This is a genomic window from Pseudomonas sp. H1_G08 (assembly GCF_054681355.1).
This window is the reverse complement of sequence record NZ_CP162822.1, coordinates 4,125,664-4,152,610: the sequence shown is the minus strand read 5'-3', so window position 1 is coordinate 4,152,610 and position 26,947 is coordinate 4,125,664. Positions and strand designations below refer to the sequence as shown.

General features: G+C 55.6%; 21 protein-coding genes, 6 tRNA genes and 3 rRNA genes. 23 read left to right on the top strand and 7 right to left on the bottom strand.

Annotation, left to right across the window (positions count from 1 at the left end; genetic code table 11):
* Positions 1-47: 47 nt before the first annotated feature.
* From AB4N85_RS18930 to hemJ, 5 genes are all read right to left on the bottom strand, one after another.
* Positions 48-386 carry a histidine triad nucleotide-binding protein gene (locus AB4N85_RS18930; RefSeq protein WP_017128660.1) on the bottom strand — a complete coding sequence of 113 codons (339 nt, stop codon included), beginning with the start codon at positions 384-386 and terminating at the stop codon, positions 48-50.
* A gap of 56 nt (positions 387-442) precedes the next feature.
* A complete protein-coding gene (locus AB4N85_RS18925; protein ID WP_041476677.1) occupies positions 443-1,231 on the bottom strand; it encodes an SDR family NAD(P)-dependent oxidoreductase in 789 nt (262 codons plus the stop codon).
* Between the two features lie 61 nt (positions 1,232-1,292).
* Complete coding sequence (locus AB4N85_RS18920) at positions 1,293-2,240, bottom strand: DUF805 domain-containing protein (RefSeq protein WP_460065444.1); 948 nt, start codon at positions 2,238-2,240, stop codon at positions 1,293-1,295.
* An 80-nt stretch (positions 2,241-2,320) separates the two neighbouring features.
* Positions 2,321-3,289 (bottom strand): NAD(P)H-dependent flavin oxidoreductase, encoded by a 969-nt coding sequence (locus AB4N85_RS18915; RefSeq protein ID WP_252868377.1) that lies wholly within the window; start codon positions 3,287-3,289, stop codon positions 2,321-2,323.
* A 33-nt stretch (positions 3,290-3,322) separates the two neighbouring features.
* Positions 3,323-3,751, bottom strand: coding sequence for a protoporphyrinogen oxidase HemJ (hemJ, locus tag AB4N85_RS18910; protein ID WP_056786716.1), 429 nt, complete (start codon positions 3,749-3,751; stop codon positions 3,323-3,325).
* Positions 3,752-3,885: 134 nt separating this feature from the next.
* On the opposite strand from hemJ, the gene argC reads away from it, so the two are divergent.
* Entirely contained in the window at positions 3,886-4,920 is a 1,035-nt protein-coding gene (gene argC, locus AB4N85_RS18905; RefSeq protein WP_056786719.1) for an N-acetyl-gamma-glutamyl-phosphate reductase, read from the top strand.
* Positions 4,921-5,067: 147 nt separating this feature from the next.
* Positions 5,068-5,418, top strand: coding sequence for an iron-sulfur cluster insertion protein ErpA (erpA, locus tag AB4N85_RS18900; RefSeq protein ID WP_003228776.1), 351 nt, complete (start codon positions 5,068-5,070; stop codon positions 5,416-5,418).
* A gap of 69 nt (positions 5,419-5,487) precedes the next feature.
* On the opposite strand, the gene AB4N85_RS18895 is transcribed toward erpA, so the two are convergent.
* The gene (locus AB4N85_RS18895; protein ID WP_252868376.1) at positions 5,488-6,579 is read right to left on the bottom strand and encodes an anhydro-N-acetylmuramic acid kinase; all 1,092 of its coding nucleotides are present in this window, start codon (positions 6,577-6,579) and stop codon (positions 5,488-5,490) included.
* 3 nt (positions 6,580-6,582) lie between these two features.
* Positions 6,583-8,007 (bottom strand): peptidoglycan DD-metalloendopeptidase family protein, encoded by a 1,425-nt coding sequence (locus AB4N85_RS18890; RefSeq protein WP_252868375.1) that lies wholly within the window; start codon positions 8,005-8,007, stop codon positions 6,583-6,585.
* 212 nt (positions 8,008-8,219) lie between these two features.
* Here AB4N85_RS18890 and tyrS point away from each other — a divergent pair, with 212 nt between their 5' ends.
* The 21 genes from tyrS (at position 8,220) to rpoB (ending at position 26,935) form a co-directional block, all read left to right on the top strand.
* Positions 8,220-9,419 (top strand): tyrosine--tRNA ligase, encoded by a 1,200-nt coding sequence (tyrS, locus tag AB4N85_RS18885; RefSeq protein WP_016772931.1) that lies wholly within the window; start codon positions 8,220-8,222, stop codon positions 9,417-9,419.
* A 552-nt stretch (positions 9,420-9,971) separates the two neighbouring features.
* Positions 9,972-11,508 (top strand): 16S ribosomal RNA (locus AB4N85_RS18880).
* Positions 11,509-11,631: 123 nt separating this feature from the next.
* A tRNA-Ile gene (locus AB4N85_RS18875) sits at positions 11,632-11,708 on the top strand.
* 10 nt (positions 11,709-11,718) lie between these two features.
* Positions 11,719-11,794 (top strand) — tRNA-Ala (locus tag AB4N85_RS18870).
* Positions 11,795-12,032: 238 nt separating this feature from the next.
* Positions 12,033-14,926: ribosomal RNA gene (locus AB4N85_RS18865) — 23S ribosomal RNA — on the top strand.
* A gap of 154 nt (positions 14,927-15,080) precedes the next feature.
* A 5S ribosomal RNA gene (gene rrf, locus AB4N85_RS18860) occupies positions 15,081-15,196 on the top strand.
* The 16S, 23S and 5S rRNA genes sit together here with 2 tRNA genes alongside, the layout of an rRNA operon.
* A gap of 132 nt (positions 15,197-15,328) precedes the next feature.
* Positions 15,329-16,282 (top strand): bifunctional biotin--[acetyl-CoA-carboxylase] ligase/biotin operon repressor BirA, encoded by a 954-nt coding sequence (birA, locus tag AB4N85_RS18855; RefSeq protein WP_252868374.1) that lies wholly within the window; start codon positions 15,329-15,331, stop codon positions 16,280-16,282.
* Positions 16,272-17,024, top strand: coding sequence for a pantothenate kinase (locus AB4N85_RS18850; RefSeq protein WP_095181970.1), 753 nt, complete (start codon positions 16,272-16,274; stop codon positions 17,022-17,024). The genes birA and AB4N85_RS18850 overlap by 11 nt, the downstream gene beginning before the upstream one ends.
* A 7-nt stretch (positions 17,025-17,031) precedes the next feature.
* A complete protein-coding gene (locus AB4N85_RS18845) occupies positions 17,032-17,463 on the top strand; it encodes a hypothetical protein (RefSeq protein ID WP_056786907.1) in 432 nt (143 codons plus the stop codon).
* A 142-nt stretch (positions 17,464-17,605) separates the two neighbouring features.
* Positions 17,606-17,690 (top strand) — tRNA-Tyr (locus tag AB4N85_RS18840).
* Between the two features lie 25 nt (positions 17,691-17,715).
* Positions 17,716-17,789, top strand: a tRNA-Gly gene (locus AB4N85_RS18835).
* A gap of 27 nt (positions 17,790-17,816) precedes the next feature.
* Positions 17,817-17,892: transfer RNA gene (locus tag AB4N85_RS18830), tRNA-Thr, on the top strand.
* Positions 17,893-17,977: 85 nt separating this feature from the next.
* A complete protein-coding gene (tuf, locus tag AB4N85_RS18825) occupies positions 17,978-19,171 on the top strand; it encodes an elongation factor Tu (protein ID WP_064361246.1) in 1,194 nt (397 codons plus the stop codon).
* Between the two features lie 53 nt (positions 19,172-19,224).
* Positions 19,225-19,300: transfer RNA gene (locus tag AB4N85_RS18820), tRNA-Trp, on the top strand.
* 45 nt (positions 19,301-19,345) lie between these two features.
* Positions 19,346-19,714: a preprotein translocase subunit SecE gene (secE, locus tag AB4N85_RS18815; protein ID WP_016772937.1), complete on the top strand. Its 369-nt coding sequence runs from the start codon at positions 19,346-19,348 to the stop codon at positions 19,712-19,714.
* Positions 19,715-19,723: 9 nt separating this feature from the next.
* Positions 19,724-20,257, top strand: coding sequence for a transcription termination/antitermination protein NusG (gene nusG, locus AB4N85_RS18810; RefSeq protein WP_007957598.1), 534 nt, complete (start codon positions 19,724-19,726; stop codon positions 20,255-20,257).
* A 118-nt stretch (positions 20,258-20,375) separates the two neighbouring features.
* The gene (gene rplK / locus AB4N85_RS18805; RefSeq protein WP_003176435.1) at positions 20,376-20,807 is read left to right on the top strand and encodes a 50S ribosomal protein L11; all 432 of its coding nucleotides are present in this window, start codon (positions 20,376-20,378) and stop codon (positions 20,805-20,807) included.
* Positions 20,807-21,502: a 50S ribosomal protein L1 gene (rplA, locus tag AB4N85_RS18800; RefSeq protein WP_024014523.1), complete on the top strand. Its 696-nt coding sequence runs from the start codon at positions 20,807-20,809 to the stop codon at positions 21,500-21,502. Before rplK ends, rplA begins: the two co-directional genes overlap by 1 nt.
* Positions 21,503-21,700: 198 nt before the next feature.
* On the top strand, positions 21,701-22,201 hold the full coding sequence (gene rplJ, locus AB4N85_RS18795) for a 50S ribosomal protein L10 (RefSeq protein WP_008081912.1): 501 nt from the start codon (positions 21,701-21,703) through the stop codon (positions 22,199-22,201).
* A gap of 73 nt (positions 22,202-22,274) precedes the next feature.
* Positions 22,275-22,640 (top strand): 50S ribosomal protein L7/L12, encoded by a 366-nt coding sequence (rplL, locus tag AB4N85_RS18790; RefSeq protein ID WP_007962228.1) that lies wholly within the window; start codon positions 22,275-22,277, stop codon positions 22,638-22,640.
* Positions 22,641-22,861: 221 nt separating this feature from the next.
* Positions 22,862-26,935 (top strand): DNA-directed RNA polymerase subunit beta, encoded by a 4,074-nt coding sequence (rpoB, locus tag AB4N85_RS18785; RefSeq protein ID WP_016772939.1) that lies wholly within the window; start codon positions 22,862-22,864, stop codon positions 26,933-26,935.
* The last annotated feature ends 12 nt before the right edge of the window (positions 26,936-26,947 follow it).

The following is a 26,947-nucleotide window of genomic DNA, read 5'->3' as shown; positions in this document are numbered from 1 at the left end:
ATCGGCGCCTTCGCGAGCAGGCTCGCTCCCACAGTTGTTGTCGCCAATCAGCCCGGCGGCCAGTTCATCTGGCGCTGACCCAGCACGTGCATATGAATGTGATAGACAGTCTGCCCACCAAGTTCATTGCAGTTCATCACCACGCGGAAGCCCTCTTCGCAACCCAGTTCCAGCGCCAGACGCTGCGCGGTGAACAGGATGTGCCCGGCCAGCGCCTTGTCGTCTTCGGTCAGGTCGTTGAGCGTGCGCACCGGTTTTTTCGGGATTACCAGAAAGTGCACCGGAGCCTGGGGGGCGATGTCGTGGAAGGCCAGAACCTGGTCGTCCTCGTAAATGATCTTCGCCGGGATTTCCCGGTTGATGATCTTGGTGAACAGAGTATCCACTGCTGTTTCTCCGTTGAGTTGGGCTGAATCGAGTGTACCGCTTCGAAGTTGTCTTCCTAGCGGGGGCAGTAAGCTTTGTTGATCATGCCGACGATGGTGCGATTGAGCCAGCGCGAACCCAGCCGCGGCAGGAACGCCAGCCAGCGATTGCGTCGTCCCGGAATGATGATGGCGCGGTTTTTATCCAGTGCGCGTACGGCATGCAGTGCCACTTCTTCCGGACTCATCAGCGAGTGGCTGCTTTCGATCTTTTCGCTACTCATCTGTGCGGTTCGGAAGAACGGTGTGCGCGTCGGGCCGGGGCACAGCACCGAAACTTTCACGCCGCTTTGTTTGAGCTCCACGCGCAAGGCTTCGGAAAAATGCAGCACATACGCTTTGCTGGCGTAGTACGTGCTCATCCACGGGCCAGGACTGTAGGCGGCGACCGACGCGACGTTGAGAATCTGCCCGCCACCCAGCAGCGCCATGCTGTTACCCACCGCATGGCAGAGGCGGGTGAGGGCGAGGATATTGACCTCGATGAGGTCCTGCTCAGTCATCCAGTCCTGCGCGAGGAACGGCCCGCAAGTGCCGATGCCGGCGCAGTTGACCAGCAGATCGATCTGCCGGTCGCCTTCTTCCAGCTCCAGCAAAAAGCCCGACAGGCGCAACGGTTCGCCGAGATCGCAGGCACGAAACAATACTTCGACATCGAAGCGCTGGGTCAGCTCGATGGCGATACTTTCCAGCTGATCACGCTGCCGTGCCACCAGAATCAGGCTGCGGCCGCGCCGGGCCAGTGCTTCGGCCATGGCCAGGCCGATGCCGCTGGAAGCACCGGTGATCAGAGCGTAACGGGTCATGCAGTTCTCCATCGCAACAGCTCCGCGCCGGCGACGCGATTGTCGCGGCAGGGAGCGCTGTTCATTCTTGCGCAGAGTCTACAGGGGCCTGCGCCGGTTCGGCTGCCTCGTCGGCGGAAATCACTGGCGGTTCGACGACCTCAACTTCGTCGGTGGTCACCGCGCCGCTGTCATAGCTGCTCTCCAGATTGCTTTCATATTCTTCCTGCACAGCCGAGAAGCCGCCAAGAAGGCCTCCGGCAAAAATCAGTGCGAAGAATACGATCCATAACGAGCACAGCACTTTGACGGCCGTGCTGTTCGGCGGTGGTGGCGGGCCATAGCGGTTGGCGCCGGCATTGCCGGGTACGACCATCATCACCAGCGGGAAAAAACTGCCGACGAACGGCACCAGATTCAACAACCACAGCCAGCCCGACCAGCCGATATCGTGCAGGCGCTGAACGCTGAACAGAATGCTGACGATCATGAAGCCGAGGAACAGGAAGACCGCCAGAATGCCGCCGAGGATCAGGCCGGTGGTTGAATCGCCACTGACCAGACCCAAGGCAATCAAGGCAAACACACCGACGATGGGCAGGGTCACCAGGCTCAGGACCATGGTCCAGGCGAGAAAGCGCAGGCGACCGATCCGGCCTTCGACGCTGAATGGCTTGAGCGTGGCGAATGGCGGCAGAGCTTCACCGACATTGGCGCGCGGTGGGGCGTAAGGCGAGTCCGGTTCCGCCGCCGCTGCAGGGTTATCGTGGACATCCGCCAGATCCAGCTCAATGGTGGTTTCCGCTTCGATCCGCGCATCGATCCCGGTTTTGTTCAATGCCTGCAGATACGTCTGGGCATCGCTGTGGGACAGATCACGTTTGAGGGCGACGGTGCGGCCACTGAACAGGCGCTCGATGGCGGCCACATCGCTTTTGAACAGATCCGCCAGATTCAGTTTGGCGGTGGTGAGGTCGACGCCGGGCTGCAGCGCGCCGTCGAAGACGATCTTGTAACGGGTGTCGCTCATGGCCGAGGCATCCTTGTCGCGATTGGGTTTGCAGTAGTCAGTTCAAGGCCAGTCTGACAGCGACTGGCCGGGGGTATTGCTCAGCGCGGCCAGCGTTCCGGCAGCTGTGCGGCGCGCGCCTGAGCCTGACGATATTCTGCATCGAGCCGCGCAATCAACTGATCCACGCTTGGCAGGTCACCAATCTGGCCAACACCCTGGCCCGCCGACCACACGGTCTTCCAGGCTTTGGCTTCATCGTTGATCGGCTTGAGCTTGTCGCCGAAGTTCACCTCGCCCTTGCCTTGCAGTGCCGCCATGTCGAAACCGGCCGCCTCCAGGCTCTGGCGCATGAAACTGGCCGGCACTCCCGACACTGCTGGAGTATGAATGATGTCGGCAGCCTTGGCTGTCAGCAGCATGTCTTTGTAGGCGTCAGGCGCGTGACTTTCTGTGGTGCCGATAAATCGCGTACCGAAGTAGGCCAAATCCGCGCCGAGCAGTTGCGCGGCGAGAATCTCATGGCCGTGGTTCAGACATCCTGCAAGCAAGAGTGTCTTGTCGAAGAACTCACGGATCTCGGCAATCAGCGCAAACGGGCTCCAGGTACCAGCATGCCCGCCGGCACCGGCCGCAACGGCAATGAGCCCGTCGACACCGGCTTCAGCGGCTTTCTCGGCATGGCGCCGCGTGGTCACGTCGTGAAACACCAGACCGCCATAGCTGTGCACCGCGTCGACCAGTTCCTTCACCGCGCCGAGGCTGGTGATAACGATCGGCACCTTGTGCTCGACGCAGATGTCCAGATCCGGCTGAAGGCGCGGGTTGCTGTGGTGAACAATCAGGTTCACCGCATAAGGGGCCGGATTATCCAGCGTCGCCAGGCCCGCTTCGATCTGTTCCAGCCAAGCCTTGAACCCACTGCTTTCGCGTTGGTTCAGAGCCGGAAAGCTGCCGACCACGCCGTTGCGGCAGCAGGCGAGCACCAGTTCCGGATTGGAGATCAGGAACATCGGCGCTGCTACTACGGGCAGACGCAGACGTTGTTCGAGCAAAGCGGGCAGCGACATTGTGAACCCCCCAAGGACCTGTATTGGTTGAAGTTAGAACGGCTTGACCACGACCAGAATTACGATAGCCAGCAATATCAGAACCGGCACTTCATTGAACCAGCGATAAAAGACATGGCTGCGGGTGTTTTCGCCACGGGCATAGCGTTTTACCTGCGCGCCGCACATGTGGTGGTAGCCGATCAGCAATACGACCAGAGTCAGTTTTGCGTGAATCCAGCCGCCCTGGCTGAAGATTGATGGATTAAGGTAGATCAGCCAGCCACCGAAGATCAGCGTGGCGATCATCGCCGGGCCCATGATGCCGCGATACAACTTGCGCTCCATGACGCTGAAGCGCTCCTGGCTGATCGTGTCGGTGCTTTGCGCGTGGTAAACGAACAGGCGCGGCAAGTAAAACAGCCCGGCAAACCAGCAGACGACGCTGACAATGTGAAACGCTTTGAGCCATAGATAGAGCATTTTTGGTTATTCCCTCATTCACGGTAGCCAGATAGTAGAGGCTTGAGCGTCCGCGCGTCACCTTGGCGGTTGTCGCAGGCGCGCGCGGCCCCTATTATCGACGGCTTTCCAGTGGGTTCGTTGAGGGCAGGTTTATGGTCAAGGTCGGTATCGTCGGCGGCACGGGTTACACCGGTGTCGAACTGCTGCGTCTGTTGGCACAGCATCCGCAGGCAGAAGTGGTCGTCATCACTTCCCGATCCGAGGCCGGTCTGGCCGTGGCTGACATGTACCCGAACCTGCGCGGTCACTATGACGGGCTGGCGTTCAGCGTGCCGGACGTGAAAACCCTTGGCGCCTGCGATGTGGTTTTCTTCGCCACGCCACACGGCGTGGCTCACGCCTTGGCAGGCGAGCTGCTGGCGGCGGGCACCAAGGTCATCGACCTGTCCGCTGACTTCCGTCTGCAAGATGCTGATGAATGGGCCAAGTGGTACGGCCAGCCACACGGCGCACCGCAATTGCTGGACGAAGCGGTCTATGGTCTGCCGGAAGTCAATCGCGAGCAGATCAAGAAAGCGCGCCTGATCGCGGTGCCGGGTTGCTATCCGACCGCAACGCAATTGGGTTTCCTGCCGTTGCTGGAAGCAGGTCTGGCCGACGCATCGCGTTTGATCGCCGACTGCAAATCCGGTGTCAGTGGTGCCGGGCGTGGTGCGGCTGTTGGTTCTTTGTACTCCGAGACGTCGGAAAGCATGAAGGCCTATGCGGTAAAAGGTCATCGTCATCTGCCGGAAATTCGCCAGGGCCTGCGTCGCGCGGCGGGCAAGGACGTCGGCCTGACCTTCGTCCCGCACCTGACGCCGATGATTCGCGGTATTCACTCCACGCTCTACGCGACAGTAGCGGATCGCTCGGTTGATCTGCAGGCACTGTTCGAAAAGCGCTATGCCAACGAACCGTTCGTCGATGTCATGCCAGCCGGCAGCCACCCGGAAACCCGTAGCGTGCGCGGCGCCAACGTCTGCCGCATCGCCGTGCATCGTCCACAGGATGGCGATCTGGTGGTCGTGCTGTCGGTGATCGACAATCTGGTCAAGGGCGCCTCGGGCCAGGCGGTGCAGAACATGAACATTCTGTTCGGACTGGATGAGCGCTTCGGTCTGTCCCACGCCGGTATGCTTCCTTAACGGCCGTCACAGGTCAGGCGCCGCAAGCTTGAAGCTCACCGCTTGAAGCTTGCAGCTGCCTTTCTAATAGTTGACCAATTTTCTAGGACAAGCGGATAATGCGCGTCATCACGCATTATGGCGGCGTAACGCCGGGAGATAGTCAGCATGAGCGTCGAATCCTTCACCCCCACGGCTTTGCAATTCACCCAAGGTGCTGCGCACAAGGTGAAGAGCCTGGTCGATGAAGAGGGGAATGATCGCTTGAAGCTGCGCGTATTTGTTACGGGCGGCGGTTGTTCAGGGTTTCAATACGGTTTCACCTTCGATGAAGATGTTGCCGAGGACGACACCATTGTCGAGCGCGAAGGCGTGAGTCTGGTGGTTGATCCGATGAGTTTCCAGTACCTGGCCGGTGCGGAGGTGGACTACCAGGAAGGTCTGGAAGGTTCGCGCTTCGTGATCAAGAACCCGAACGCGACCACGACTTGTGGTTGCGGGTCGTCGTTCTCGATCTGATCGCGCTTTACAGCACACAACAAAACGCCGCAGAGCCTTTCGGTTCTGCGGCGTTTTTGTTTCTGAAGGTTATGCCGGGTAGATGGCGCCGAGTACGCGCAGGCCGCGAGCGCCGGTGACGCTTGGCCGATTGGCGGCGATGCCTTCCAGGCAGCAATGGGCGAGCCAGGCGAAGGCCATGGCTTCCACCCAATCTGGATCAACCCCGTGAGTTGCGGTGCTGGCGACTTGGGTATTTGGCAGCAGGTCCGCCAGACGTTTCATCAGCGTGGCGTTGTGCGCGCCGCCGCCACAGACCAGCAGTTCCTGAGTGCCCGATTGAGCGCTTTGTAGCGACTCGACGATGGTCAGCGCCGTAAGTTCGAGCAGGGTGGCCTGAACGTCTTCGGCAGCGAAAGTCGGCAGACGCGATAGATGCTGTTCCAGCCATGGCAGATTGAAGACTTCCCGGCCCGTACTTTTCGGGCCTTTGGTCACGAAGAACGGGTCGCTAAGCAGTGCCTTGAGCAGGGCTGGTTCAACCTTGCCGGTCGCAGCCCATTTGCCGTCCCGGTCATAGTTCTCGCCCCGTTGCCGGCTAATCCAGGCGTCCATCAGAACATTTCCCGGCCCGCAGTCGAAACCGGCTACAGGTTTGTTCGGCTCAATCAGGCTGAGATTGCTGAATCCACCGACATTCAAGACTGCCTGGTTACCGCTACGCTCTTCAAACAACGCTTCATGAAAGGCTGGCACCAGAGGCGCACCTTGGCCACCCGCTGCGACATCGCGACTGCGGAAATCGCTGACGACGGTAATACCGGTCAACTCAGTCAGCAGGGCTGGATTACCGATCTGCACGGTAAACCCGCGCGCCGGCTCATGGCGAATGGTCTGACCGTGGCTGCCGATAGCGCGGATTGCTTCGGGCTTGAGTTGTTGCTGCGCGAGGAGGGTGTGAATGCCCAACGCGGCAAGTTCGACCCAGTGTTGCTGGGCAATCGCCGAGCGGGCGATCTCGTCGGGGCCGCTGGCGCACAAGCCAAGCAGCTCGGCGCGCAGGGAGTCAGGCATTGGCAGGTAGTGGGTGGCGATCAGTTTGATCGCCGAGGTCTGCTCGATCAGGGCGATGTCCAGCCCGTCGAGACTGGTTCCGGACATCACACCGATATACAGGGCCATGGCTTAGCGCTTGCTCGAAGCCAGCATGGTGGCCTTCTCTTGATCCATGCGCGCCATCAGTGGCTGGCTCTGCGCGAGGAAGCGCGCGCGTTCGGACTTGGCGATCGGGTCGGCCATTGGCAGCTTCTGGCCCAGCGGATCGACGTGAACGCCGTTGACCTGGAACTCATAGTGCAAATGCGGGCCGGTGGACAGTCCGGTGGTGCCGATATAGCCAATGACTTGACCTTGCTTGACGCTGCCACCGGTTTTCACGCCTTTGGCAAAGCCTTGCATATGGCCATAGAGCGTACGGTAAGTGTTGCCGTGCTGAATGATCACAGTGTTGCCATAGCCACCACGACGACCGGCCAGCAACACTTTGCCGTCACCGGCAGCCTTGATTGGCGTACCCCGTGGCGCTGCGTAATCGACACCTTTGTGGGCGCGGATCTTGTTGAGGATCGGGTGCTTGCGGCCCATGGAAAACTTCGAGCTGATGCGGGCGAAGTCAACAGGGGTGCGGATGAAGGCCTTGCGCATGCTGTTGCCATCGGCAGTGTAATAGCTGCTGTTGCCTTGTTTGTTGGTGTAGCGAACGGCGGTGTAAGTCTTGCCGCGGTTGGTGAAGCGCGCCGACAGGATCGGGCCGGTGCCGACGGCCTTGCCGTTGATGACTTTCTGCTCGTAGATCACATCGAATTCATCGCCCTGACGAATGTCCTGCGCGAAGTCGATGTCGTAGCCAAAGACACTGGCCATGTCCATGGTCAGGCTGTGAGAAAGACCGGCGCGGGCTGCGGACTGCGACAGTGAGCTGTTGATGACACCGTGGACGTAGGCAGTGCGAACAGTTGGCTTGGCAGTCACTCGGTTGAACGAATAACCCTTGTCATTCTTGGTCAGGGTGATGGTTTCAACGTCGCTGACCTTGCTGTGCAGGCTGGTCAACTGGCCTTCCGGACTCAGTTCGAACTCGAGTTTCTGGCCGCGCTTGAGCTGGCTGAACTGTTTGGCTTGCTTGTCGCTTGCCAGTACTTCGTGCACGGAGGCTGCAGGCAGACCGACTTTTTCAAACAGGGTAGACAGTGTATCGCCTTTGGAAACCACGACTTCACGGTGCCCAGGCTCTTTCGGTTTCTCAGCAGGCGCCACAGGTGCTGGCGCGGTTTCAGCGGTTTGTGCGGTGTTTTCGTCGCTGTTTTCGATTTGTGCGAACGGCGAAGCTGCGGGCTCGTTTGTGGCTTGAGCCGCATCAGCAGCGTCTTGATCTTGTGTCAGTTGTTCAGCAGGACTTTCCAGTTCAAGACTCAGAGTCGTCTTTTTGGCTTCAACATCGCTGGAGGGAAATACCAGCAGCGCCAGGCTGAGAAGGGCGGCGATTCCACTTGCGGCGAGCAGGTGGGTCTTCGGGTAAAGCGGGGGCGCTTTAGACGGTTCTGTGGTCATAGGTAATTTTTGACTTTGAAATAGATGAATTGGAAAAGATGAATGACATGATGAAGATGAAATAACTGTATAAAATATAACCAAATCATCGCTGAAGCAAGTCTACAGACCTCGGGTCTGTGGATTGGTGTCCGTGCGCCGGGCAAAACTTGTAATTGGTGCGCGTTCTTGTATGGTTGGTTCCCTTTGAATCTGAGCCTTGCGGGTCTGTTATGAAGTCGGTTGAAGAGCAGCTAGCGCTGATTAAACGTGGTGCGGAAGAACTGTTGGTCGAGTCCGAGCTGGTCGAGAAGCTCAAGCGCGGCCAACCGCTGCGTATCAAGGCTGGTTTCGATCCAACCGCTCCGGATCTGCATCTGGGTCATACGGTGCTTATTAATAAGCTGCGCCAGTTCCAGGAGCTGGGGCACCAGGTCATCTTCCTTATAGGTGACTTCACCGGGATGATCGGCGATCCAAGTGGCAAAAGCGCAACGCGTCCACCGCTGACGCGTGAACAGGTTTTGGAAAATGCCGAGACCTACAAGACTCAGGTTTTCAAAATCCTTGATCCGGCGAAAACCGAAGTTGCCTTCAACTCCACCTGGATGGACAAGATGGGGCCGGCGGATTTCATTCGCCTGACTTCGCAATACACGGTCGCTCGCATGCTCGAGCGCGATGACTTCGACAAGCGCTACACCACTAATCAGCCAATCGCTATTCACGAGTTCCTCTATCCGCTGGTTCAGGGTTATGACTCGGTCGCGCTGCGCGCGGATGTCGAGCTGGGCGGTACCGATCAGAAATTCAATTTGCTGATGGGGCGTGAGTTGCAGCGTGGGTATGGTCAGGAGGCACAGTGCATTCTGACGATGCCATTGCTGGAAGGTTTGGATGGCGTGAAGAAGATGTCCAAGTCGCTGGGCAACTATGTCGGTATCCAGGAAGCACCAGGCGTCATGTACAGCAAGCTGGTTTCCATCCCGGATGCGCTGATGTGGCGTTACTTCGAGTTGCTCAGCTTTCGCTCAATGGACGAGATCAACGCCTTCCGGGCTGACGTCGAAGCTGGAGCGAATCCTCGCGACATCAAAATCAAGCTGGCTGAAGAGATCGTTGCGCGCTTCCATGGTGAAGAGGCTGCGGCGAATGCTCACCGAGGCGCCGGCAACCGCATGAAGGATGGCGAGCTTCCAGATGACTTGCCTGAGATCGAGCTGTCTTCGGTTGAGGATATGCCGATCGCTGCCGTCCTTAATAAGGCAGGCCTGGTGAAGAACTCGGCGGCGGCGCGTGATCTGTTGGCGGCGGGCGGAGTCCGGGTCGATGGTGAAGTGGTTGATCGCTCCTTTATATATGTACTGGGCACGACTCACGTTTGTCAGGCCGGCAAGAAGGCTTTTGCACGTATTACGCTGAAATCTGAATAAAGTTGAAATTGGGGTTGACGGCGAATTTTAGAAGTCTATAATTCGCCCCACTTCCGGCGCAGTCGAAACGGAAAACTCCTTGAGATTCAAAGAGTTACGCGGTTTTCGACAGCGGCTTGCTTCAGATCATCGAGGCTTGGGATGAGTTGAAAGAGCAGTGATGTGTAGCTCTTTTAACGGTTCGATCTTCTCGGTCGAAAGCGGAGAAAAAGAGGTGTTGACAGCAGCGATTAACGCTGTAGAATTCGCCTCCCGCTAACGAGAGATCGGAAGCGCAAGTGGTTGAAGTTGCTGAAGAATTCTTCGAAAACTTCTGAAAATAATCACTTGACAGCAAATGAGGCTGCTGTAGAATGCGCGCCTCGGTTGAGACGAAAGGTCTTAACCAACCGCTCTTTAACAACTGAATCAAGCAATTCGTGTGGGTGCTTGTGCAGTCAGACTGATAGTCAACAAGATTATCAGCATCACAAGTTACTCCGCGAGAAATCAAAGATGTAACCAACGATTGCTGAGCCAAGTTTAGGGTTTCTTAAAAACCCAAAGATGTTTGAACTGAAGAGTTTGATCATGGCTCAGATTGAACGCTGGCGGCAGGCCTAACACATGCAAGTCGAGCGGATGAGAGGAGCTTGCTCCTGGATTCAGCGGCGGACGGGTGAGTAATGCCTAGGAATCTGCCTGATAGTGGGGGACAACGTTTCGAAAGGAACGCTAATACCGCATACGTCCTACGGGAGAAAGCAGGGGACCTTCGGGCCTTGCGCTATCAGATGAGCCTAGGTCGGATTAGCTAGTTGGTGAGGTAATGGCTCACCAAGGCGACGATCCGTAACTGGTCTGAGAGGATGATCAGTCACACTGGAACTGAGACACGGTCCAGACTCCTACGGGAGGCAGCAGTGGGGAATATTGGACAATGGGCGAAAGCCTGATCCAGCCATGCCGCGTGTGTGAAGAAGGTCTTCGGATTGTAAAGCACTTTAAGTTGGGAGGAAGGGTTGTAGATTAATACTCTGCAATTTTGACGTTACCGACAGAATAAGCACCGGCTAACTCTGTGCCAGCAGCCGCGGTAATACAGAGGGTGCAAGCGTTAATCGGAATTACTGGGCGTAAAGCGCGCGTAGGTGGTTTGTTAAGTTGGATGTGAAATCCCCGGGCTCAACCTGGGAACTGCATCCAAAACTGGCAAGCTAGAGTATGGTAGAGGGTGGTGGAATTTCCTGTGTAGCGGTGAAATGCGTAGATATAGGAAGGAACACCAGTGGCGAAGGCGACCACCTGGACTGATACTGACACTGAGGTGCGAAAGCGTGGGGAGCAAACAGGATTAGATACCCTGGTAGTCCACGCCGTAAACGATGTCAACTAGCCGTTGGGAGCCTTGAGCTCTTAGTGGCGCAGCTAACGCATTAAGTTGACCGCCTGGGGAGTACGGCCGCAAGGTTAAAACTCAAATGAATTGACGGGGGCCCGCACAAGCGGTGGAGCATGTGGTTTAATTCGAAGCAACGCGAAGAACCTTACCAGGCCTTGACATCCAATGAACTTTCCAGAGATGGATTGGTGCCTTCGGGAACATTGAGACAGGTGCTGCATGGCTGTCGTCAGCTCGTGTCGTGAGATGTTGGGTTAAGTCCCGTAACGAGCGCAACCCTTGTCCTTAGTTACCAGCACGTAATGGTGGGCACTCTAAGGAGACTGCCGGTGACAAACCGGAGGAAGGTGGGGATGACGTCAAGTCATCATGGCCCTTACGGCCTGGGCTACACACGTGCTACAATGGTCGGTACAAAGGGTTGCCAAGCCGCGAGGTGGAGCTAATCCCATAAAACCGATCGTAGTCCGGATCGCAGTCTGCAACTCGACTGCGTGAAGTCGGAATCGCTAGTAATCGCGAATCAGAATGTCGCGGTGAATACGTTCCCGGGCCTTGTACACACCGCCCGTCACACCATGGGAGTGGGTTGCACCAGAAGTAGCTAGTCTAACCTTCGGGAGGACGGTTACCACGGTGTGATTCATGACTGGGGTGAAGTCGTAACAAGGTAGCCGTAGGGGAACCTGCGGCTGGATCACCTCCTTAATCGACGACATCAGCTGCTGCATGAGCTCCCACACGAATTGCTTGATTCATTGAAGAAGACGATAGAAGCAGCTTTAAGCTCCAAGCTGATAGCTCTGAGCTAACAGTTACAAGCTCGAAATTGGGTCTGTAGCTCAGTTGGTTAGAGCGCACCCCTGATAAGGGTGAGGTCGGCAGTTCGAATCTGCCCAGACCCACCAATTTTGTTATGGGGCCATAGCTCAGCTGGGAGAGCGCCTGCCTTGCACGCAGGAGGTCAGCGGTTCGATCCCGCTTGGCTCCACCATAAACTGCTTCGAAGTTTGAGAGTTTAGAAATGAATATTCGAGCTGAATATTGATTTCTAGTCTTTTGATTAGATCGTTCTTTAAAAATTTGGGTATGTGATAGAAAGATAGACTGAACGTTACTTTCACTGGTAACGGATCAGGCTAAGGTAAAATTTGTGAGTTCTCTTAATTGAGAAATTCGAATTTTCGGCGAATGTCGTCTTCACAGTATAACCAGATTGCTTGGGGTTATATGGTCAAGTGAAGAAGCGCATACGGTGGATGCCTTGGCAGTCAGAGGCGATGAAAGACGTGGTAGCCTGCGAAAAGCTTCGGGGAGTCGGCAAACAGACTTTGATCCGGAGATCTCTGAATGGGGGAACCCAGCCATCATAAGATGGTTATCTTGTACTGAATACATAGGTGCAAGAGGCGAACCAGGGGAACTGAAACATCTAAGTACCCTGAGGAAAAGAAATCAACCGAGATTCCCTTAGTAGTGGCGAGCGAACGGGGACTAGCCCTTAAGTGGCTTTGAGATTAGCGGAACGCTCTGGAAAGTGCGGCCATAGTGGGTGATAGCCCTGTACGCGAAAATCTCTTAGTCATGAAATCGAGTAGGACGGAGCACGAGAAACTTTGTCTGAATATGGGGGGACCATCCTCCAAGGCTAAATACTACTGACTGACCGATAGTGAACTAGTACCGTGAGGGAAAGGCGAAAAGAACCCCGGAGAGGGGAGTGAAATAGATCCTGAAACCGTATGCGTACAAGCAGTGGGAGCAGACTTTGTTCTGTGACTGCGTACCTTTTGTATAATGGGTCAGCGACTTATTTTCAGTGGCGAGCTTAACCGAATAGGGGAGGCGTAGCGAAAGCGAGTCTTAATAGGGCGTCTAGTCGCTGGGAATAGACCCGAAACCGGGCGATCTATCCATGGGCAGGTTGAAGGTTAGGTAACACTGACTGGAGGACCGAACCGACTACCGTTGAAAAGTTAGCGGATGACCTGTGGATCGGAGTGAAAGGCTAATCAAGCTCGGAGATAGCTGGTTCTCCTCGAAAGCTATTTAGGTAGCGCCTCATGTATCACTGTAGGGGGTAGAGCACTGTTTCGGCTAGGGGGTCATCCCGACTTACCAAACCGATGCAAACTCCGAATACCTACAAGTGCCGAGCATGGGAGACACACGGCGGGTGCTAACGTCCGTCGTGAAAAGGGAAACAACCCAGACCGTCAGCTAAGGTCCCAAAGTTATGGTTAAGTGGGAAACGATGTGGGAAGGCTTAGACAGCTAGGAGGTTGGCTTAGAAGCAGCCACCCTTTAAAGAAAGCGTAATAGCTCACTAGTCGAGTCGGCCTGCGCGGAAGATGTAACGGGGCTCAAACCATACACCGAAGCTACGGGTATCATCTTAGGATGATGCGGTAGAGGAGCGTTCTGTAAGCCTGTGAAGGTGAGTTGAGAAGCTTGCTGGAGGTATCAGAAGTGCGAATGCTGACATGAGTAACGACAATGGGTGTGAAAAACACCCACGCCGAAAGACCAAGGTTTCCTGCGCAACGTTAATCGACGCAGGGTTAGTCGGTCCCTAAGGCGAGGCTGAAAAGCGTAGTCGATGGAAAACAGGTTAATATTCCTGTACTTCTGGTTATTGCGATGGAGGGACGGAGAAGGCTAGGCCAGCTTGGCGTTGGTTGTCCAAGTTTAAGGTGGTAGGCTGAGATCTTAGGTAAATCCGGGATCTTAAGGCCGAGAGCTGATGACGAGTTACCCTTTGGGTGACGAAGTGGTTGATGCCATGCTTCCAAGAAAAGCTTCTAAGCTTCAGGTAACCAGGAACCGTACCCCAAACCGACACAGGTGGTTGGGTAGAGAATACCAAGGCGCTTGAGAGAACTCGGGTGAAGGAACTAGGCAAAATGGCACCGTAACTTCGGGAGAAGGTGCGCCGGTGAGGGTGAAGGACTTGCTCCGTAAGCTCATGCCGGTCGAAGATACCAGGCCGCTGCGACTGTTTATTAAAAACACAGCACTCTGCAAACACGAAAGTGGACGTATAGGGTGTGACGCCTGCCCGGTGCCGGAAGGTTAATTGATGGGGTTAGCTAACGCGAAGCTCTTGATCGAAGCCCCGGTAAACGGCGGCCGTAACTATAACGGTCCTAAGGTAGCGAAATTCCTTGTCGGGTAAGTTCCGACCTGCACGAATGGCGTAACGATGGCGGCGCTGTCTCCACCCGAGACTCAGTGAAATTGAAATCGCTGTGAAGATGCAGTGTATCCGCGGCTAGACGGAAAGACCCCGTGAACCTTTACTATAGCTTTGCACTGGACTTTGAATTTGCTTGTGTAGGATAGGTGGGAGGCTTTGAAGCGTGGACGCCAGTTCGCGTGGAGCCATCCTTGAAATACCACCCTGGCAACTTTGAGGTTCTAACTCAGGTCCGTTATCCGGATCGAGGACAGTGTATGGTGGGTAGTTTGACTGGGGCGGTCTCCTCCTAAAGAGTAACGGAGGAGTACGAAGGTGCGCTCAGACCGGTCGGAAATCGGTCGTAGAGTATAAAGGCAAAAGCGCGCTTGACTGCGAGACAGACACGTCGAGCAGGTACGAAAGTAGGTCTTAGTGATCCGGTGGTTCTGTATGGAAGGGCCATCGCTCAACGGATAAAAGGTACTCCGGGGATAACAGGCTGATACCGCCCAAGAGTTCATATCGACGGCGGTGTTTGGCACCTCGATGTCGGCTCATCACATCCTGGGGCTGAAGCCGGTCCCAAGGGTATGGCTGTTCGCCATTTAAAGTGGTACGCGAGCTGGGTTTAGAACGTCGTGAGACAGTTCGGTCCCTATCTGCCGTGGACGTTTGAGATTTGAGAGGGGCTGCTCCTAGTACGAGAGGACCGGAGTGGACGAACCTCTGGTGTTCCGGTTGTCACGCCAGTGGCATTGCCGGGTAGCTATGTTCGGGAAAGATAACCGCTGAAAGCATCTAAGCGGGAAACTTGCCTCAAGATGAGATCTCACTGGAACCTTGAGTTCCCTGAAGGGCCGTCGAAGACTACGACGTTGATAGGTTGGGTGTGTAAGCGCTGTGAGGCGTTGAGCTAACCAATACTAATTGCCCGTGAGGCTTGACCATATAACACCCAAGCAATTTGCTGACCTGAAAAGGCACCAGATTGCGGTGTGTGAAGACGAAACGAACCGAAAGTTCGAAGTTCACAAACACCTAGCTGTCACATACCCAATTTGCTGAAGCGAGGCCATCTGGTCCCGAGTCAGTACCCGAATTTCTTGACGACCATAGAGCGTTGGAACCACCTGATCCCATCCCGAACTCAGCAGTGAAACGATGCATCGCCGATGGTAGTGTGGGGTTTCCCCATGTGAGAGTAGGTCATCGTCAAGATTAAATTCCGAAACCCCAATTGCGAAAGCAGTTGGGGTTTTGTTTTGCCTGCGAGAAATGTGTCCGCTTGATTTCTATGCAACGGCCCGGGGCATGGCTATTATGCGGGCCTCATTATGAGGCGATACCTGCATGCTGACGTTGTTGAACCTACTGAAGGATGGACGATTCCATTCCGGACAGGACTTGGGCGTTGCCCTGGGAATTAGCCGAAGTGCTGTATGGAAGCAGCTACAACAGCTTGAAGCTGAACTTGGCCTGTCGATCCATAAAGTTCGCGGTCGCGGATATCAATTGTCGGCGCCTCTGATGCTCCTTGATCCACTTGAAATAACCAGGAAGATGCCCGAATGGCCGGTGCGTGTGTTCGACTCCGTCGACTCGACAAATGCCGAAGCTCTGCGCTCCATCAGTGAGGGCGCCCCCGCGCCGTTTTTGGTGCTCGCGGAGCGACAATTGGCAGGCCGTGGTCGTCGAGGCCGCAAGTGGGTGAGCCCATTTGCGGAAAATCTTTATTACAGCCTGGTTCTTCGAATAGATGGCGGCATGCGTCAGCTTGAGGGGTTGAGCCTTGTTGTTGGCTTGGCCGTGATGCAGACCTTGCGAAGCGCCGGCGTGCCCAATGCCGGTTTGAAGTGGCCCAACGATGTTTTGGTGGGTAACAAGAAAATAGCCGGCATCCTGCTCGAACTCGTCGGCGATCCGGCGGATGTATGTCATGTTGTATTGGGTATAGGAATCAACGTGAATATGCAGGTTGCCGATGAGGTCGACCAGCAATGGACTTCTATAAAACTGGAGTCAGGCAAAGCCTGCGATCGCAATGCTCTGGTGGTTGAGTTGAGTAATCAACTCAAAGCTTATACCCATAAACACCAGCTCAACGGGTTCGCAAGTCTGCAGGCAGAATGGGCGGAAAATCATCTGTGGCAGGGTCGATCCGTGTCGTTGATCGCGGGTAACAGCCATATCGATGGGATAGTGCTCGGGATTGATAACCAAGGCGGGTTGCGCTTGATTTTAGATGGTGTTGAAAAAGTCTTTAGTGGTGGAGAGCTCAGCCTGAGGTTGCGTGATGATTCTTGAGCTTGACTGCGGCAATAGTTTTATCAAATGGCGCGTGCTGGATGCGTCGGCGAGTGGGCTGGTTTCGGAAGGGGTTGTAGATTCCAATCAGGCTTTGCTTGAGAGTCTACGGATCATAAAGCCGCTCTCGCTGCGCAAGTGTCGTTTGGTAAGCGTCAGGACTAACGAGGAAACCAGCGCTTTAACCGAAATGCTTGAGCGCGCGTTCGGTATTCCTATCGTGTGTGCGAAACCTGCTCGCGAGATGTCCGGTGTTCGAAACGGCTATGAAGACTATGAGCGTCTGGGGCTTGATCGCTGGCTGGCGATGCTCGGCGGCTTCCACCTCGCTGCCGGAAGTGCTTGCCTGGTTCTCGACTTCGGTACCGCGGTCACTGCGGATTTTGTCGCGGCTGACGGTGAGCATCTCGGGGGGTTCATTTGTCCTGGTATGCCTTTGATGCGAAACCAGTTGCGCACCCATACCCGTAAAATTCGTTATGGTGATGAAGCAGCAGAGCGCGCCCTTTCCAGTCACGTCCCGGGACGGACCACTGTTGAAGCGGTGGAGCGCGGTTGTTCTTTGATGCTGAGGGGCTTCGTTCTCACTCAATTAGAGCTGGCTCGAGCGTACTGGGGAGAGCAATTCGCCGTCTTTATTACGGGAGGGGATGCCGAGTTGGTTAAAGGCGTCGCGCCTGACGCCAGGGTTGTGCCCGACCTGGTTTTTGTCGGCTTGGCGATGGCTTGTCCCTTGTCTTGAGGTTTATATGCGTTGGTTGTTCCTGCTGCTGGTTGTACTCAATGTTTTTTACTATGTCTGGCATCAGCAGGAAGCGCCCTTGCGAGCCAAAGATGTAACTCCTCTTAATCTGTATCGTGGTTCGCAGCAGGATATCCGTCTGCTGAGCGAAACCGCAGGTGAAGGTCGAAGAGGCGAGGTGGCGCCGCGTCAGCAGTGCTTGTTCCTTGGTGGATTTTCTGACGAAGATTCAATTGCCAGGTTGCAACAGCGTCTGGTGGCGATGAAAGTCAATGTGCAATCCCTGCCGAAAGATGCTGCCGGAAGCGGGTACTGGCTGGCAGCTGCACCGGACAGCCAGCGTTTGTTAGGCGATCAGCAGTTGCAAAACCTTTCCAAGGAATTCAATGAGTTAAAACATAAAATAATGCTGTGCGAAGGGGTTGCACCTGCTCAATAGTTTGCATAGAATGGCGCCCGCTCCACAGCGAACACCTTAATCGGGATTCGAAGTGAAGTGTGTCAACGCAGCTAACCTCAGGTTTTTAAATGAGAAAATGCTTGACAGGGGTTTGGCATGGTATAGAATGCCGGCCTGATTAGGAGGGGTTCCCGAGCGGCCAAAGGGATCAGACTGTAAATCTGACGTCTACGACTTCGAAGGTTCGAATCCTTCTCCCTCCACCAGATTTAAGCGTGAGCTGCAGGCTCCGCGGGTATAGTTTAGTGGTAGAACCTCAGCCTTCCAAGCTGATGATGCGGGTTCGATTCCCGCTACCCGCTCCAAGTTTGCAGGTTGTGCAAAAGGGTTTTGCTCTTGTAGCTCAGTTGGTAGAGCACACCCTTGGTAAGGGTGAGGTCAGCGGTTCAAATCCGCTCAAGAGCTCCATATAACAAGGCAGATATGAAAATATCTGCCTTTGTTTTAATGGTTGATATTGTTTGTCTAATTTCTTCTGTAGAGGGTGATATCGATGGCTAAGGAAAAATTTGATCGTTCCCTGCCCCACGTCAACGTTGGGACCATTGGTCACGTTGACCACGGTAAAACCACTCTGACTGCTGCTCTGACTCGCGTTTGCTCCGAAGTTTTCGGTTCTGCAATCGTTGACTTCGACAAGATCGACAGTGCACCAGAAGAAAAAGCTCGCGGTATCACCATCAACACCGCGCACGTTGAGTACAACTCGAAGATCCGTCACTACGCTCACGTTGACTGCCCAGGTCACGCTGACTACGTGAAAAACATGATCACCGGTGCTGCTCAGATGGACGGCGCTATCCTGGTTTGCTCGGCCGCTGATGGTCCGATGCCGCAAACCCGTGAGCACATCCTGCTGTCCCGTCAGGTTGGCGTTCCGTACATCGTGGTCTTCCTGAACAAGGCTGACCTGGTAGACGACGCTGAGCTGCTGGAACTGGTTGAGATGGAAGTTCGTGACCTGCTGTCGACTTACGACTTCCCGGGCGACGACACTCCGATCATCATCGGTTCGGCTCGTATGGCGCTGGAAGGCAAAGACGACAACGAGATGGGCACCACTGCCGTCAAGAAACTGGTTGAAACTCTGGATGCCTACATCCCGGAACCAGTTCGTATGATCGACAAGCCATTCCTGATGCCAATCGAAGACGTATTCTCGATCTCGGGTCGCGGTACTGTTGTGACTGGTCGTATCGAGCGCGGTATCGTTCGCGTTCAGGACCCGCTGGAAATCGTTGGTCTGCGTGACACCACCGTTACTACTTGCACCGGTGTTGAAATGTTCCGCAAGCTGCTCGACGAAGGTCGTGCTGGCGAGAACTGCGGCGTTCTGCTGCGTGGTACAAAGCGTGACGACGTTGAGCGTGGCCAGGTTCTGGTCAAGCCAGGTTCGGTCAAGCCGCACACCAAGTTCACCGCAGAAGTTTACGTTCTGAGCAAGGAAGAAGGTGGTCGTCACACTCCGTTCTTCAAAGGCTATCGTCCACAGTTCTACTTCCGTACTACTGACGTGACTGGTAACTGCGAGCTGCCAGAAGGCGTTGAAATGGTAATGCCAGGTGACAACATTCAGATGACTGTTACCCTGATCAAAACCATCGCGATGGAAGACGGTCTGCGTTTCGCTATCCGTGAAGGCGGTCGTACCGTCGGCGCTGGTGTCGTAGCCAAAATCATCGAATAAGCGGTTGTAATGTATTTTTCGGGCCGGCATAATGGTCGGCCTGATTTTGTTTTAGGTCAGTAGCTCAATTGGCAGAGCGACGGTCTCCAAAACCGTAGGTTGGGGGTTCGATTCCCTCCTGACCTGCCAGATTCACTCGGTGTGTCTGGCTTTCTTTTCACAGGATCTTCATAGATGACTCCTAAAGCTGAAGCTCAAGGCTCTCGCTTCGATCTGCTCAAGTGGCTTGTAGTAGTCGCTTTGGTAGTTGTTGGCGTTGTTGGCAATCAGTATTACGCTGCTTCGCCGATCCTGTACCGTGTACTCGCTTTGCTTGCCATTGCTGCTGTAGCTGCCTTTGTAGGCTTGCAGACCGCGAAGGGCAAGTCTTTCTTTGTACTGGTTAAGGAAGCTCGCACCGAGATTCGTAAAGTCGTGTGGCCAACTCGCCAAGAAACCACGCAGACCACGCTGATTGTCGTGGCTGTTGTTCTGGTTATGGCGTTGCTGTTGTGGGGTCTTGATTCCCTGCTCGGCTGGCTTGTTTCCTTGATTGTCGGCTAAGGGTGTCCCGTGGCTAAGCGTTGGTATGTTGTGCATGCTTACTCGGGTTACGAGAAGCATGTGATGCGCTCGCTGATCGAGCGCGTAAAGCTGGCTGGCATGGAAGATGGCTTCGGCGAGATTCTGGTTCCCACTGAAGAAGTGGTTGAGATGCGTAACGGCCAGAAGCGCAAAAGCGAACGTAAGTTCTTTCCAGGCTATGTGCTGGTCCAGATGGATATGAACGAGGGTACTTGGCACTTGGTCAAGGATACTCCTCGGGTGATGGGTTTTATCGGCGGTACCGCTGACAAGCCTGCGCCAATTACAGATAAAGAGGCAGAAGCGATTCTGCGTCGCGTTGCTGATGGTAGCGACAAGCCGAAGCCGAAGACTTTGTTCGAGCCGGGCGAGACGGTACGTGTCAATGACGGTCCATTCGCTGATTTCAACGGCGTTGTGGAAGAAGTTAACTACGAAAAGAGCCGGATCCAAGTGGCAGTGCTCATTTTCGGTCGCTCTACTCCGGTGGAGCTCGAGTTCAGTCAGGTCGAGAAGGTCTAACTGGACAAGCAATCCCAACCCCGCAGCCTTAGGCTGTGGGGTTTTGTCGTCACTGGGATAAACGCGCAAGTAACCGGGGAGCCTTTCGAGGCGTTCGAACCCGTAATTGGAGTGCCTCATGGCCAAGAAGATTACCGCTTACATCAAGCTGCAAGTGAAGGCCGCTCAGGCTAACCCAAGTCCACCGGTTGGTCCTGCTCTGGGTCAGCACGGCGTGAACATCATGGAATTCTGCAAGGCTTTCAACGCCCGTACTCAGGGTCTTGAGCCAGGTCTGCCGACTCCAGTGATCATCACTGTCTACAGCGACCGTAGCTTCACTTTCGAAACCAAATCCACCCCTGCTTCGGTTCTGCTGAAGAAGGCGGCCGGTCTGACCAGCGGTTCCGCTCGTCCGAACACCGTTAAGGTTGGCACTGTTACCCGTGCTCAGCTGGAAGAAATCGCGAAAACCAAAAACGCGGATCTGACTGCAGCTGATATGGATGCAGCCGTGCGTACTATCGCCGGTTCTGCTCGTAGCATGGGCCTTAACGTGGAGGGTGTGTAATGGCTAAGCTGACCAAGCGTCAAAAGGCTATCGCCGGCAAAATCGAAGCAGGCAAGGCCTACAACATTGTAGACGCCGCTGCTCTGCTGGCCGAGCTGTCGACTGTCAAGTTCAGCGAGTCGTTCGACGTTGCTGTAAACCTGGGTGTAGACCCGCGTAAATCCGACCAGGTTGTTCGTAGCGCTACTGTGCTGCCACACGGCACTGGCAAGACCGTTCGCGTTGCTGTGTTCACCCAGGGTCCAGCTGCTGAGGCCGCTCTGGCTGCCGGCGCTGATCGTGTAGGTATGGACGACCTGGCTGCCGAAATGAAAGGCGGCGATCTGAACTATGACGTAGTGATCGCATCCCCGGATGCCATGCGCGTTGTAGGTCAGTTGGGTCAGATCCTCGGTCCACGTGGCCTGATGCCTAACCCTAAAGTCGGCACCGTAACTCCAGACGTAGCCAACGCGGTCAAGAACGCCAAGGCTGGTCAGGTTCGTTATCGCACCGACAAAAACGGCATCATCCACACTTCCGTTGGCAAGATCGGCTTCGACGCCGTCAAGCTGAAGGAAAACGTTGAAGCCCTGATCGCTGATCTGAAGCGTATCAAGCCAGCTTCCTCGAAAGGTATTTACGTCAAGCGCGTTACCCTGAGCACCACTATGGGCCCAGGTCTGGTTATCGACCAGAGCTCGCTCGACGCGTAAGACAAAGGTTGGCGCGGATTGCCGCGCCAATTGAAAGATTGGGGTCCCTGCCTGGCGGGGGCTATCCAAGACCGTAGGCGGCGCAAGCCTTAAACCTCAAGCCTACGCAGATGGTGCTCCCGGTTCCTTACCGAATCAGACACCAAAACGACATTCGGTTCCGATCGAATGAAACGGTAACAAGCAGGAGTTAAACCCGTGGCAATTAATCTCGAAGACAAGAAGGCCATCGTCGCTGAAGTCAACGAGGCTGCCAAAGTCGCTCTGTCCGCTGTCGTGGTTGATGCACGTGGCGTAACAGTAGGCGCAATGACCGGACTCCGTAAAGAGGCTCGTGAAGCTGGCGTTTACGTACGTGTTGTACGTAACACCCTGCTCAAGCGCGCTGTTGCTGACACTCAATACAGTGTTCTCAACGACGTGTTCACCGGCCCGACCCTGATTGCATTCTCGAACGAACATCCGGGCGCTGCTGCCCGTATCTTCAAAGAGTTTGCCAAGGGTCAGGACAAGTTCGAGATCAAGGCAGCTGCGTTCGAGGGCAAGTTCCTCGCAGCTAATCAGATCGACGTACTGGCAACTCTGCCGACCCGTGACGAAGCAATTTCTCAGCTGATGAGCGTGATTCAAGGCGCAACCAGCAAATTGGCTCGTACTCTGGCGGCAATTCGCGACCAGAAAGAAGCTGCCGCAGCCTAAGGCTCGTCACTTCTCGCGTTTTTTGTTTATTTCGATGGTCGCGTAGGCCGTCCCCCAATTCAGGAATTGAGTCATGTCTCTGACTAACGAACAAATCATCGAAGCAATCGGCCAGAAATCCGTAGTGGAAATCGTTGAGCTGATCAAAGCGATGGAAGAAACCTTCGGTGTTACCGCTGCTGCCGCTTCGGCTGGCCCAGCTGTAGCTGCTGCTGCTGTTGAAGAGCAAACCGAGTTCAACGTTGTTCTGCTGGAAGCTGGCGAGAAGAAGGTTAACGTGATCAAGGCAGTTCGTGAACTGACCGGTCTGGGCCTGAAAGAAGCCAAAGAGAAAGTAGACGGCGCTCCTCAGGTTGTAGCTGAAGGCGTTTCGAAAGAAGCGGCTGAAGACGCCAAGAAGAAGCTGGAAGAAGCAGGCGCTAAAGTCGAGCTGAAGTAAGCATCGACTTTGCTCCTCCAGCCCGAGCGTCAAGCGACAGGCTGATGGCTGGTGGCTCTTGCCACCGGCCTTTTTCCGTTATTGGCAGCCGACTGGGTCGGTGCTGATAAAGGCGCTGTAACCACCCGATGCGGTGGCGCAAACCATGGGGTTTGCACGATTTTCTGGCTGCTCCCGTCGGGAGGGGCCAAACAAGCAGGTGACCAAGCTGGGGAACGCTGATGGCTTACTCATATACTGAGAAAAAACGTATCCGCAAGGACTTTAGCAAGTTGCCGGACGTCATGGATGTGCCTTACCTCCTGGCCATCCAGCTGGATTCGTATCGTGAATTCTTGCAAGCGGGAGCGACTAAAGATCAGTTCCGCGACGTGGGCCTGCATGCGGCCTTCAAATCCGTTTTCCCGATCATCAGCTACTCCGGCAATGCTGCGCTGGAGTACGTCGGTTATCGCCTGGGCGAACCGGCATTTGATGTCAAAGAATGCGTATTGCGCGGTGTAACTTTCGCCGTACCTTTGCGGGTAAAAGTGCGCCTGATCATTTTCGACAAAGAATCGTCGAACAAAGCGATCAAGGACATCAAAGAGCAAGAAGTCTACATGGGTGAAATCCCCCTGATGACTGAGAACGGTACCTTCGTAATCAACGGTACCGAGCGTGTTATCGTTTCCCAGCTGCACCGTTCCCCGGGCGTGTTCTTCGACCACGACCGCGGCAAGACGCACAGCTCCGGCAAACTGCTGTACTCGGCTCGCATCATTCCTTACCGCGGTTCGTGGCTGGACTTCGAATTCGACCCGAAAGACTGCGTCTTCGTGCGTATCGACCGTCGTCGCAAACTGCCGGCTTCGGTACTGCTGCGCGCACTCGGTTACACCACCGAAGAAGTGCTGGACGCGTTCTACACCACCAACGTATTCCACCTGAGCGGCGAAACCCTCAGCCTGGAACTGGTGCCATCGCGCCTGCGTGGTGAAGTTGCGGTTCTGGACATCCAGGACGAGAAGGGCAAGGTCATCGTTGAGCAAGGCCGCCGTATTACCGCGCGCCACATCAACCAGATCGAGAAAGCCGGTATCAAGACGCTGGACGTGCCACTGGACTACGTCCTCGGCCGCACCACCGCCAAGGCTATCGTGCACCCGGCTACCGGCGAAATCCTGGCCGAATGCAACACCGAGCTGAACACTGAAGTCCTGGCAAAGATCGCCAAGGCCCAGGTCGTTCGCATCGAGACCCTGTACACCAACGACATCGACTGTGGTCCGTTCGTCTCCGACACACTGAAGATCGACTCCACCAGCAACCAGTTGGAAGCGCTGGTCGAGATCTATCGCATGATGCGTCCGGGCGAGCCGCCAACCAAAGACGCTGCCGAGACCCTGTTCAACAACCTGTTCTTCAGCCCTGAGCGTTATGACCTGTCTGCGGTCGGCCGGATGAAGTTCAACCGTCGTATCGGTCGTACCGAGATCGAAGGTTCGGGCGTGCTGTGCAAGGAAGACATCGTCGCGGTACTGAAGACTCTGGTCGACATCCGTAACGGTAAAGGCATCGTCGATGACATCGACCACTTGGGTAACCGTCGTGTTCGCTGCGTAGGCGAAATGGCCGAGAACCAGTTCCGCGTTGGCCTGGTACGTGTTGAGCGTGCGGTCAAAGAGCGTCTGTCGATGGCTGAAAGCGAAGGCCTGATGCCGCAAGACCTGATCAACGCCAAGCCAGTGGCTGCGGCGGTGAAAGAGTTCTTCGGTTCCAGCCAGCTGTCGCAGTTCATGGACCAGAACAACCCGCTGTCCGAGATCACCCACAAGCGTCGTGTCTCTGCACTCGGCCCTGGCGGTCTGACTCGTGAGCGCGCAGGCTTCGAAGTCCGTGACGTACACCCGACTCACTACGGTCGTGTCTGCCCGATTGAAACGCCGGAAGGTCCGAACATCGGCCTGATCAACTCCCTGGCTGCGTACGCTCGCACCAACCAGTACGGCTTCCTGGAAAGCCCGTACCGCGTGGTGAAAGAGGGTGTGGTCACCGACGAGATCGTGTTCCTGTCCGCTATTGAAGAAGCCGATCACGTGATCGCGCAGGCTTCGGCGACCATGAACGAGCAGAAAGTCCTGATCGACGAACTGGTTGCCGTACGTCACCTGAACGAATTCACCGTCAAGGCGCCGGAAGACGTCACCCTGATGGACGTTTCGCCGAAGCAGGTTGTGTCGGTTGCAGCGTCGCTGATTCCGTTCCTCGAGCACGACGACGCCAACCGTGCGTTGATGGGTTCGAACATGCAGCGTCAGGCTGTACCGACTCTGCGCGCTGACAAGCCGCTGGTAGGTACCGGCATGGAGCGTAACGTAGCCCGTGACTCCGGCGTTTGCGTCGTGGCTCGTCGTGGTGGCGTGATCGACTCCGTCGACGCCAGCCGTATCGTGGTTCGTGTTGCCGATGACGAAGTTGAAACCGGTGAAGCCGGTGTCGACATCTACAACCTGACCAAATACACCCGCTCGAACCAGAACACCTGCATCAACCAGCGTCCGCTGGTACGTAAAGGTGATCGGGTTCAGCGTAGCGACATCATGGCCGACGGCCCGTCCACCGACATGGGTGAGCTGGCACTGGGTCAGAACATGCGCATCGCGTTCATGGCATGGAACGGCTTCAACTTCGAAGACTCCATCTGCCTGTCCGAGCGTGTTGTTCAGGAAGACCGTTTCACCACGATCCACATTCAGGAACTGACCTGTGTGGCCCGTGACACCAAGCTTGGCCCAGAGGAAATCACTGCGGACATCCCGAACGTGGGTGAAGCTGCACTGAACAAGCTGGACGAAGCCGGTATCGTTTACGTAGGTGCTGAAGTAGGCGCAGGCGACATTCTGGTGGGTAAGGTCACTCCGAAAGGCGAGACCCAACTGACTCCGGAAGAAAAACTGCTGCGTGCAATCTTCGGTGAAAAAGCCAGCGACGTTAAAGACACCTCCCTGCGCGTGCCAACCGGCACCAAAGGTACTGTCATCGACGTACAGGTCTTCACCCGCGACGGCGTTGAGCGTGATGCTCGTGCACTGTCGATCGAGAAGTCCCAGCTGGACGAGATCCGCAAGGATCTGAACGAAGAGTTCCGCATCGTTGAAGGCGCGACTTTCGAACGTCTGCGTTCCGCACTGGTAGGCCACAAGGCCGAAGGCGGCGCCGGCCTGAAGAAAGGTCAGGACATCACCGACGAAGTACTCGACGGTCTTGAGCACGGCCAGTGGTTCAAACTGCGCATGGCTGAAGATGCGCTGAACGAGCAGCTCGAGAAGGCTCAGGCCTACATCGTTGATCGTCGCCGTCTGCTGGACGACAAGTTCGAAGACAAGAAGCGCAAACTGCAGCAGGGCGATGACCTGGCTCCAGGCGTGCTGAAAATCGTCAAGGTTTACCTGGCAATCCGTCGCCGCATCCAGCCGGGCGACAAGATGGCCGGTCGTCACGGTAACAAGGGTGTGGTCTCCGTGATCATGCCGGTTGAAGACATGCCGCACGATGCCAATGGCACCCCGGTCGACGTGGTCCTCAACCCGCTGGGCGTACCTTCGCGTATGAACGTTGGTCAGATCCTCGAAACCCACCTGGGCCTCGCGGCCAAAGGTCTGGGCGAGAAGATCAACCGGATGGTCGAAGAGCAGCGTAAAGTCGCTGAACTGCGCACTTTCCTGGACGAGATCTACAACCAGATCGGCGGTCGTAACGAAGATCTGGACAGCTTCTCCGATCAGGAAATCCTCGATCTGGCGAACAACCTGCGTGGCGGCGTTCCAATGGCCACTCCAGTGTTCGACGGCGCCAAGGAAAGCGAAATCAAGGCCATGCTGAAACTGGCAGACCTGCCGGAAAGCGGCCAGATGCAGCTGACCGACGGCCGTACCGGCAACAAGTTCGAGCGTCCAGTTACCGTTGGCTACATGTACATGCTGAAGCTGAACCACTTGGTAGACGACAAGATGCACGCGCGTTCTACCGGTTCTTACAGCCTGGTTACCCAGCAGCCGCTGGGTGGTAAGGCGCAGTTCGGTGGTCAGCGTTTCGGGGAGATGGAGGTCTGGGCACTGGAAGCATACGGTGCTGCTTACACTCTGCAAGAAATGCTCACAGTGAAGTCGGACGATGTGAACGGCCGTACCAAGATGTACAAGAACATCGTGGATGGCGATCACCGTATGGAGCCGGGCATGCCCGAGTCCTTCAACGTGTTGATCAAGGAAATTCGTTCCCTCGGCATCGATATCGATCTGGAAACCGAATAACACGTGACGCGA

What these genes read in the sequence shown, in the direction of transcription:
- AB4N85_RS18925 (WP_041476677.1), bottom strand. Translation starts at nt 1,231, where the DNA reads ATGACCCGTTACGCTCTGATCACCGGTGCTTCCAGCGGCATCGGCCTG.
- AB4N85_RS18920 (WP_460065444.1), bottom strand. Translation starts at nt 2,240, where the DNA reads ATGAGCGACACCCGTTACAAGATCGTCTTCGACGGCGCGCTGCAGCCC.
- AB4N85_RS18915 (WP_252868377.1), bottom strand. Translation starts at nt 3,289, where the DNA reads ATGTCGCTGCCCGCTTTGCTCGAACAACGTCTGCGTCTGCCCGTAGTA.
- hemJ (WP_056786716.1), bottom strand. Translation starts at nt 3,751, where the DNA reads ATGCTCTATCTATGGCTCAAAGCGTTTCACATTGTCAGCGTCGTCTGC.
- argC (WP_056786719.1), top strand. Translation starts at nt 3,886, where the DNA reads ATGGTCAAGGTCGGTATCGTCGGCGGCACGGGTTACACCGGTGTCGAA.
- erpA (WP_003228776.1), top strand. Translation starts at nt 5,068, where the DNA reads ATGAGCGTCGAATCCTTCACCCCCACGGCTTTGCAATTCACCCAAGGT.
- AB4N85_RS18895 (WP_252868376.1), bottom strand. Translation starts at nt 6,579, where the DNA reads ATGGCCCTGTATATCGGTGTGATGTCCGGAACCAGTCTCGACGGGCTG.
- AB4N85_RS18890 (WP_252868375.1), bottom strand. Translation starts at nt 8,007, where the DNA reads ATGACCACAGAACCGTCTAAAGCGCCCCCGCTTTACCCGAAGACCCAC.
- tyrS (WP_016772931.1), top strand. Translation starts at nt 8,220, where the DNA reads ATGAAGTCGGTTGAAGAGCAGCTAGCGCTGATTAAACGTGGTGCGGAA.
- birA (WP_252868374.1), top strand. Translation starts at nt 15,329, where the DNA reads ATGCTGACGTTGTTGAACCTACTGAAGGATGGACGATTCCATTCCGGA.
- AB4N85_RS18850 (WP_095181970.1), top strand. Translation starts at nt 16,272, where the DNA reads ATGATTCTTGAGCTTGACTGCGGCAATAGTTTTATCAAATGGCGCGTG.
- AB4N85_RS18845 (WP_056786907.1), top strand. Translation starts at nt 17,032, where the DNA reads ATGCGTTGGTTGTTCCTGCTGCTGGTTGTACTCAATGTTTTTTACTAT.
- tuf (WP_064361246.1), top strand. Translation starts at nt 17,978, where the DNA reads ATGGCTAAGGAAAAATTTGATCGTTCCCTGCCCCACGTCAACGTTGGG.
- secE (WP_016772937.1), top strand. Translation starts at nt 19,346, where the DNA reads ATGACTCCTAAAGCTGAAGCTCAAGGCTCTCGCTTCGATCTGCTCAAG.
- rplK (WP_003176435.1), top strand. Translation starts at nt 20,376, where the DNA reads ATGGCCAAGAAGATTACCGCTTACATCAAGCTGCAAGTGAAGGCCGCT.
- rplA (WP_024014523.1), top strand. Translation starts at nt 20,807, where the DNA reads ATGGCTAAGCTGACCAAGCGTCAAAAGGCTATCGCCGGCAAAATCGAA.
- rplL (WP_007962228.1), top strand. Translation starts at nt 22,275, where the DNA reads ATGTCTCTGACTAACGAACAAATCATCGAAGCAATCGGCCAGAAATCC.
- rpoB (WP_016772939.1), top strand. Translation starts at nt 22,862, where the DNA reads ATGGCTTACTCATATACTGAGAAAAAACGTATCCGCAAGGACTTTAGC.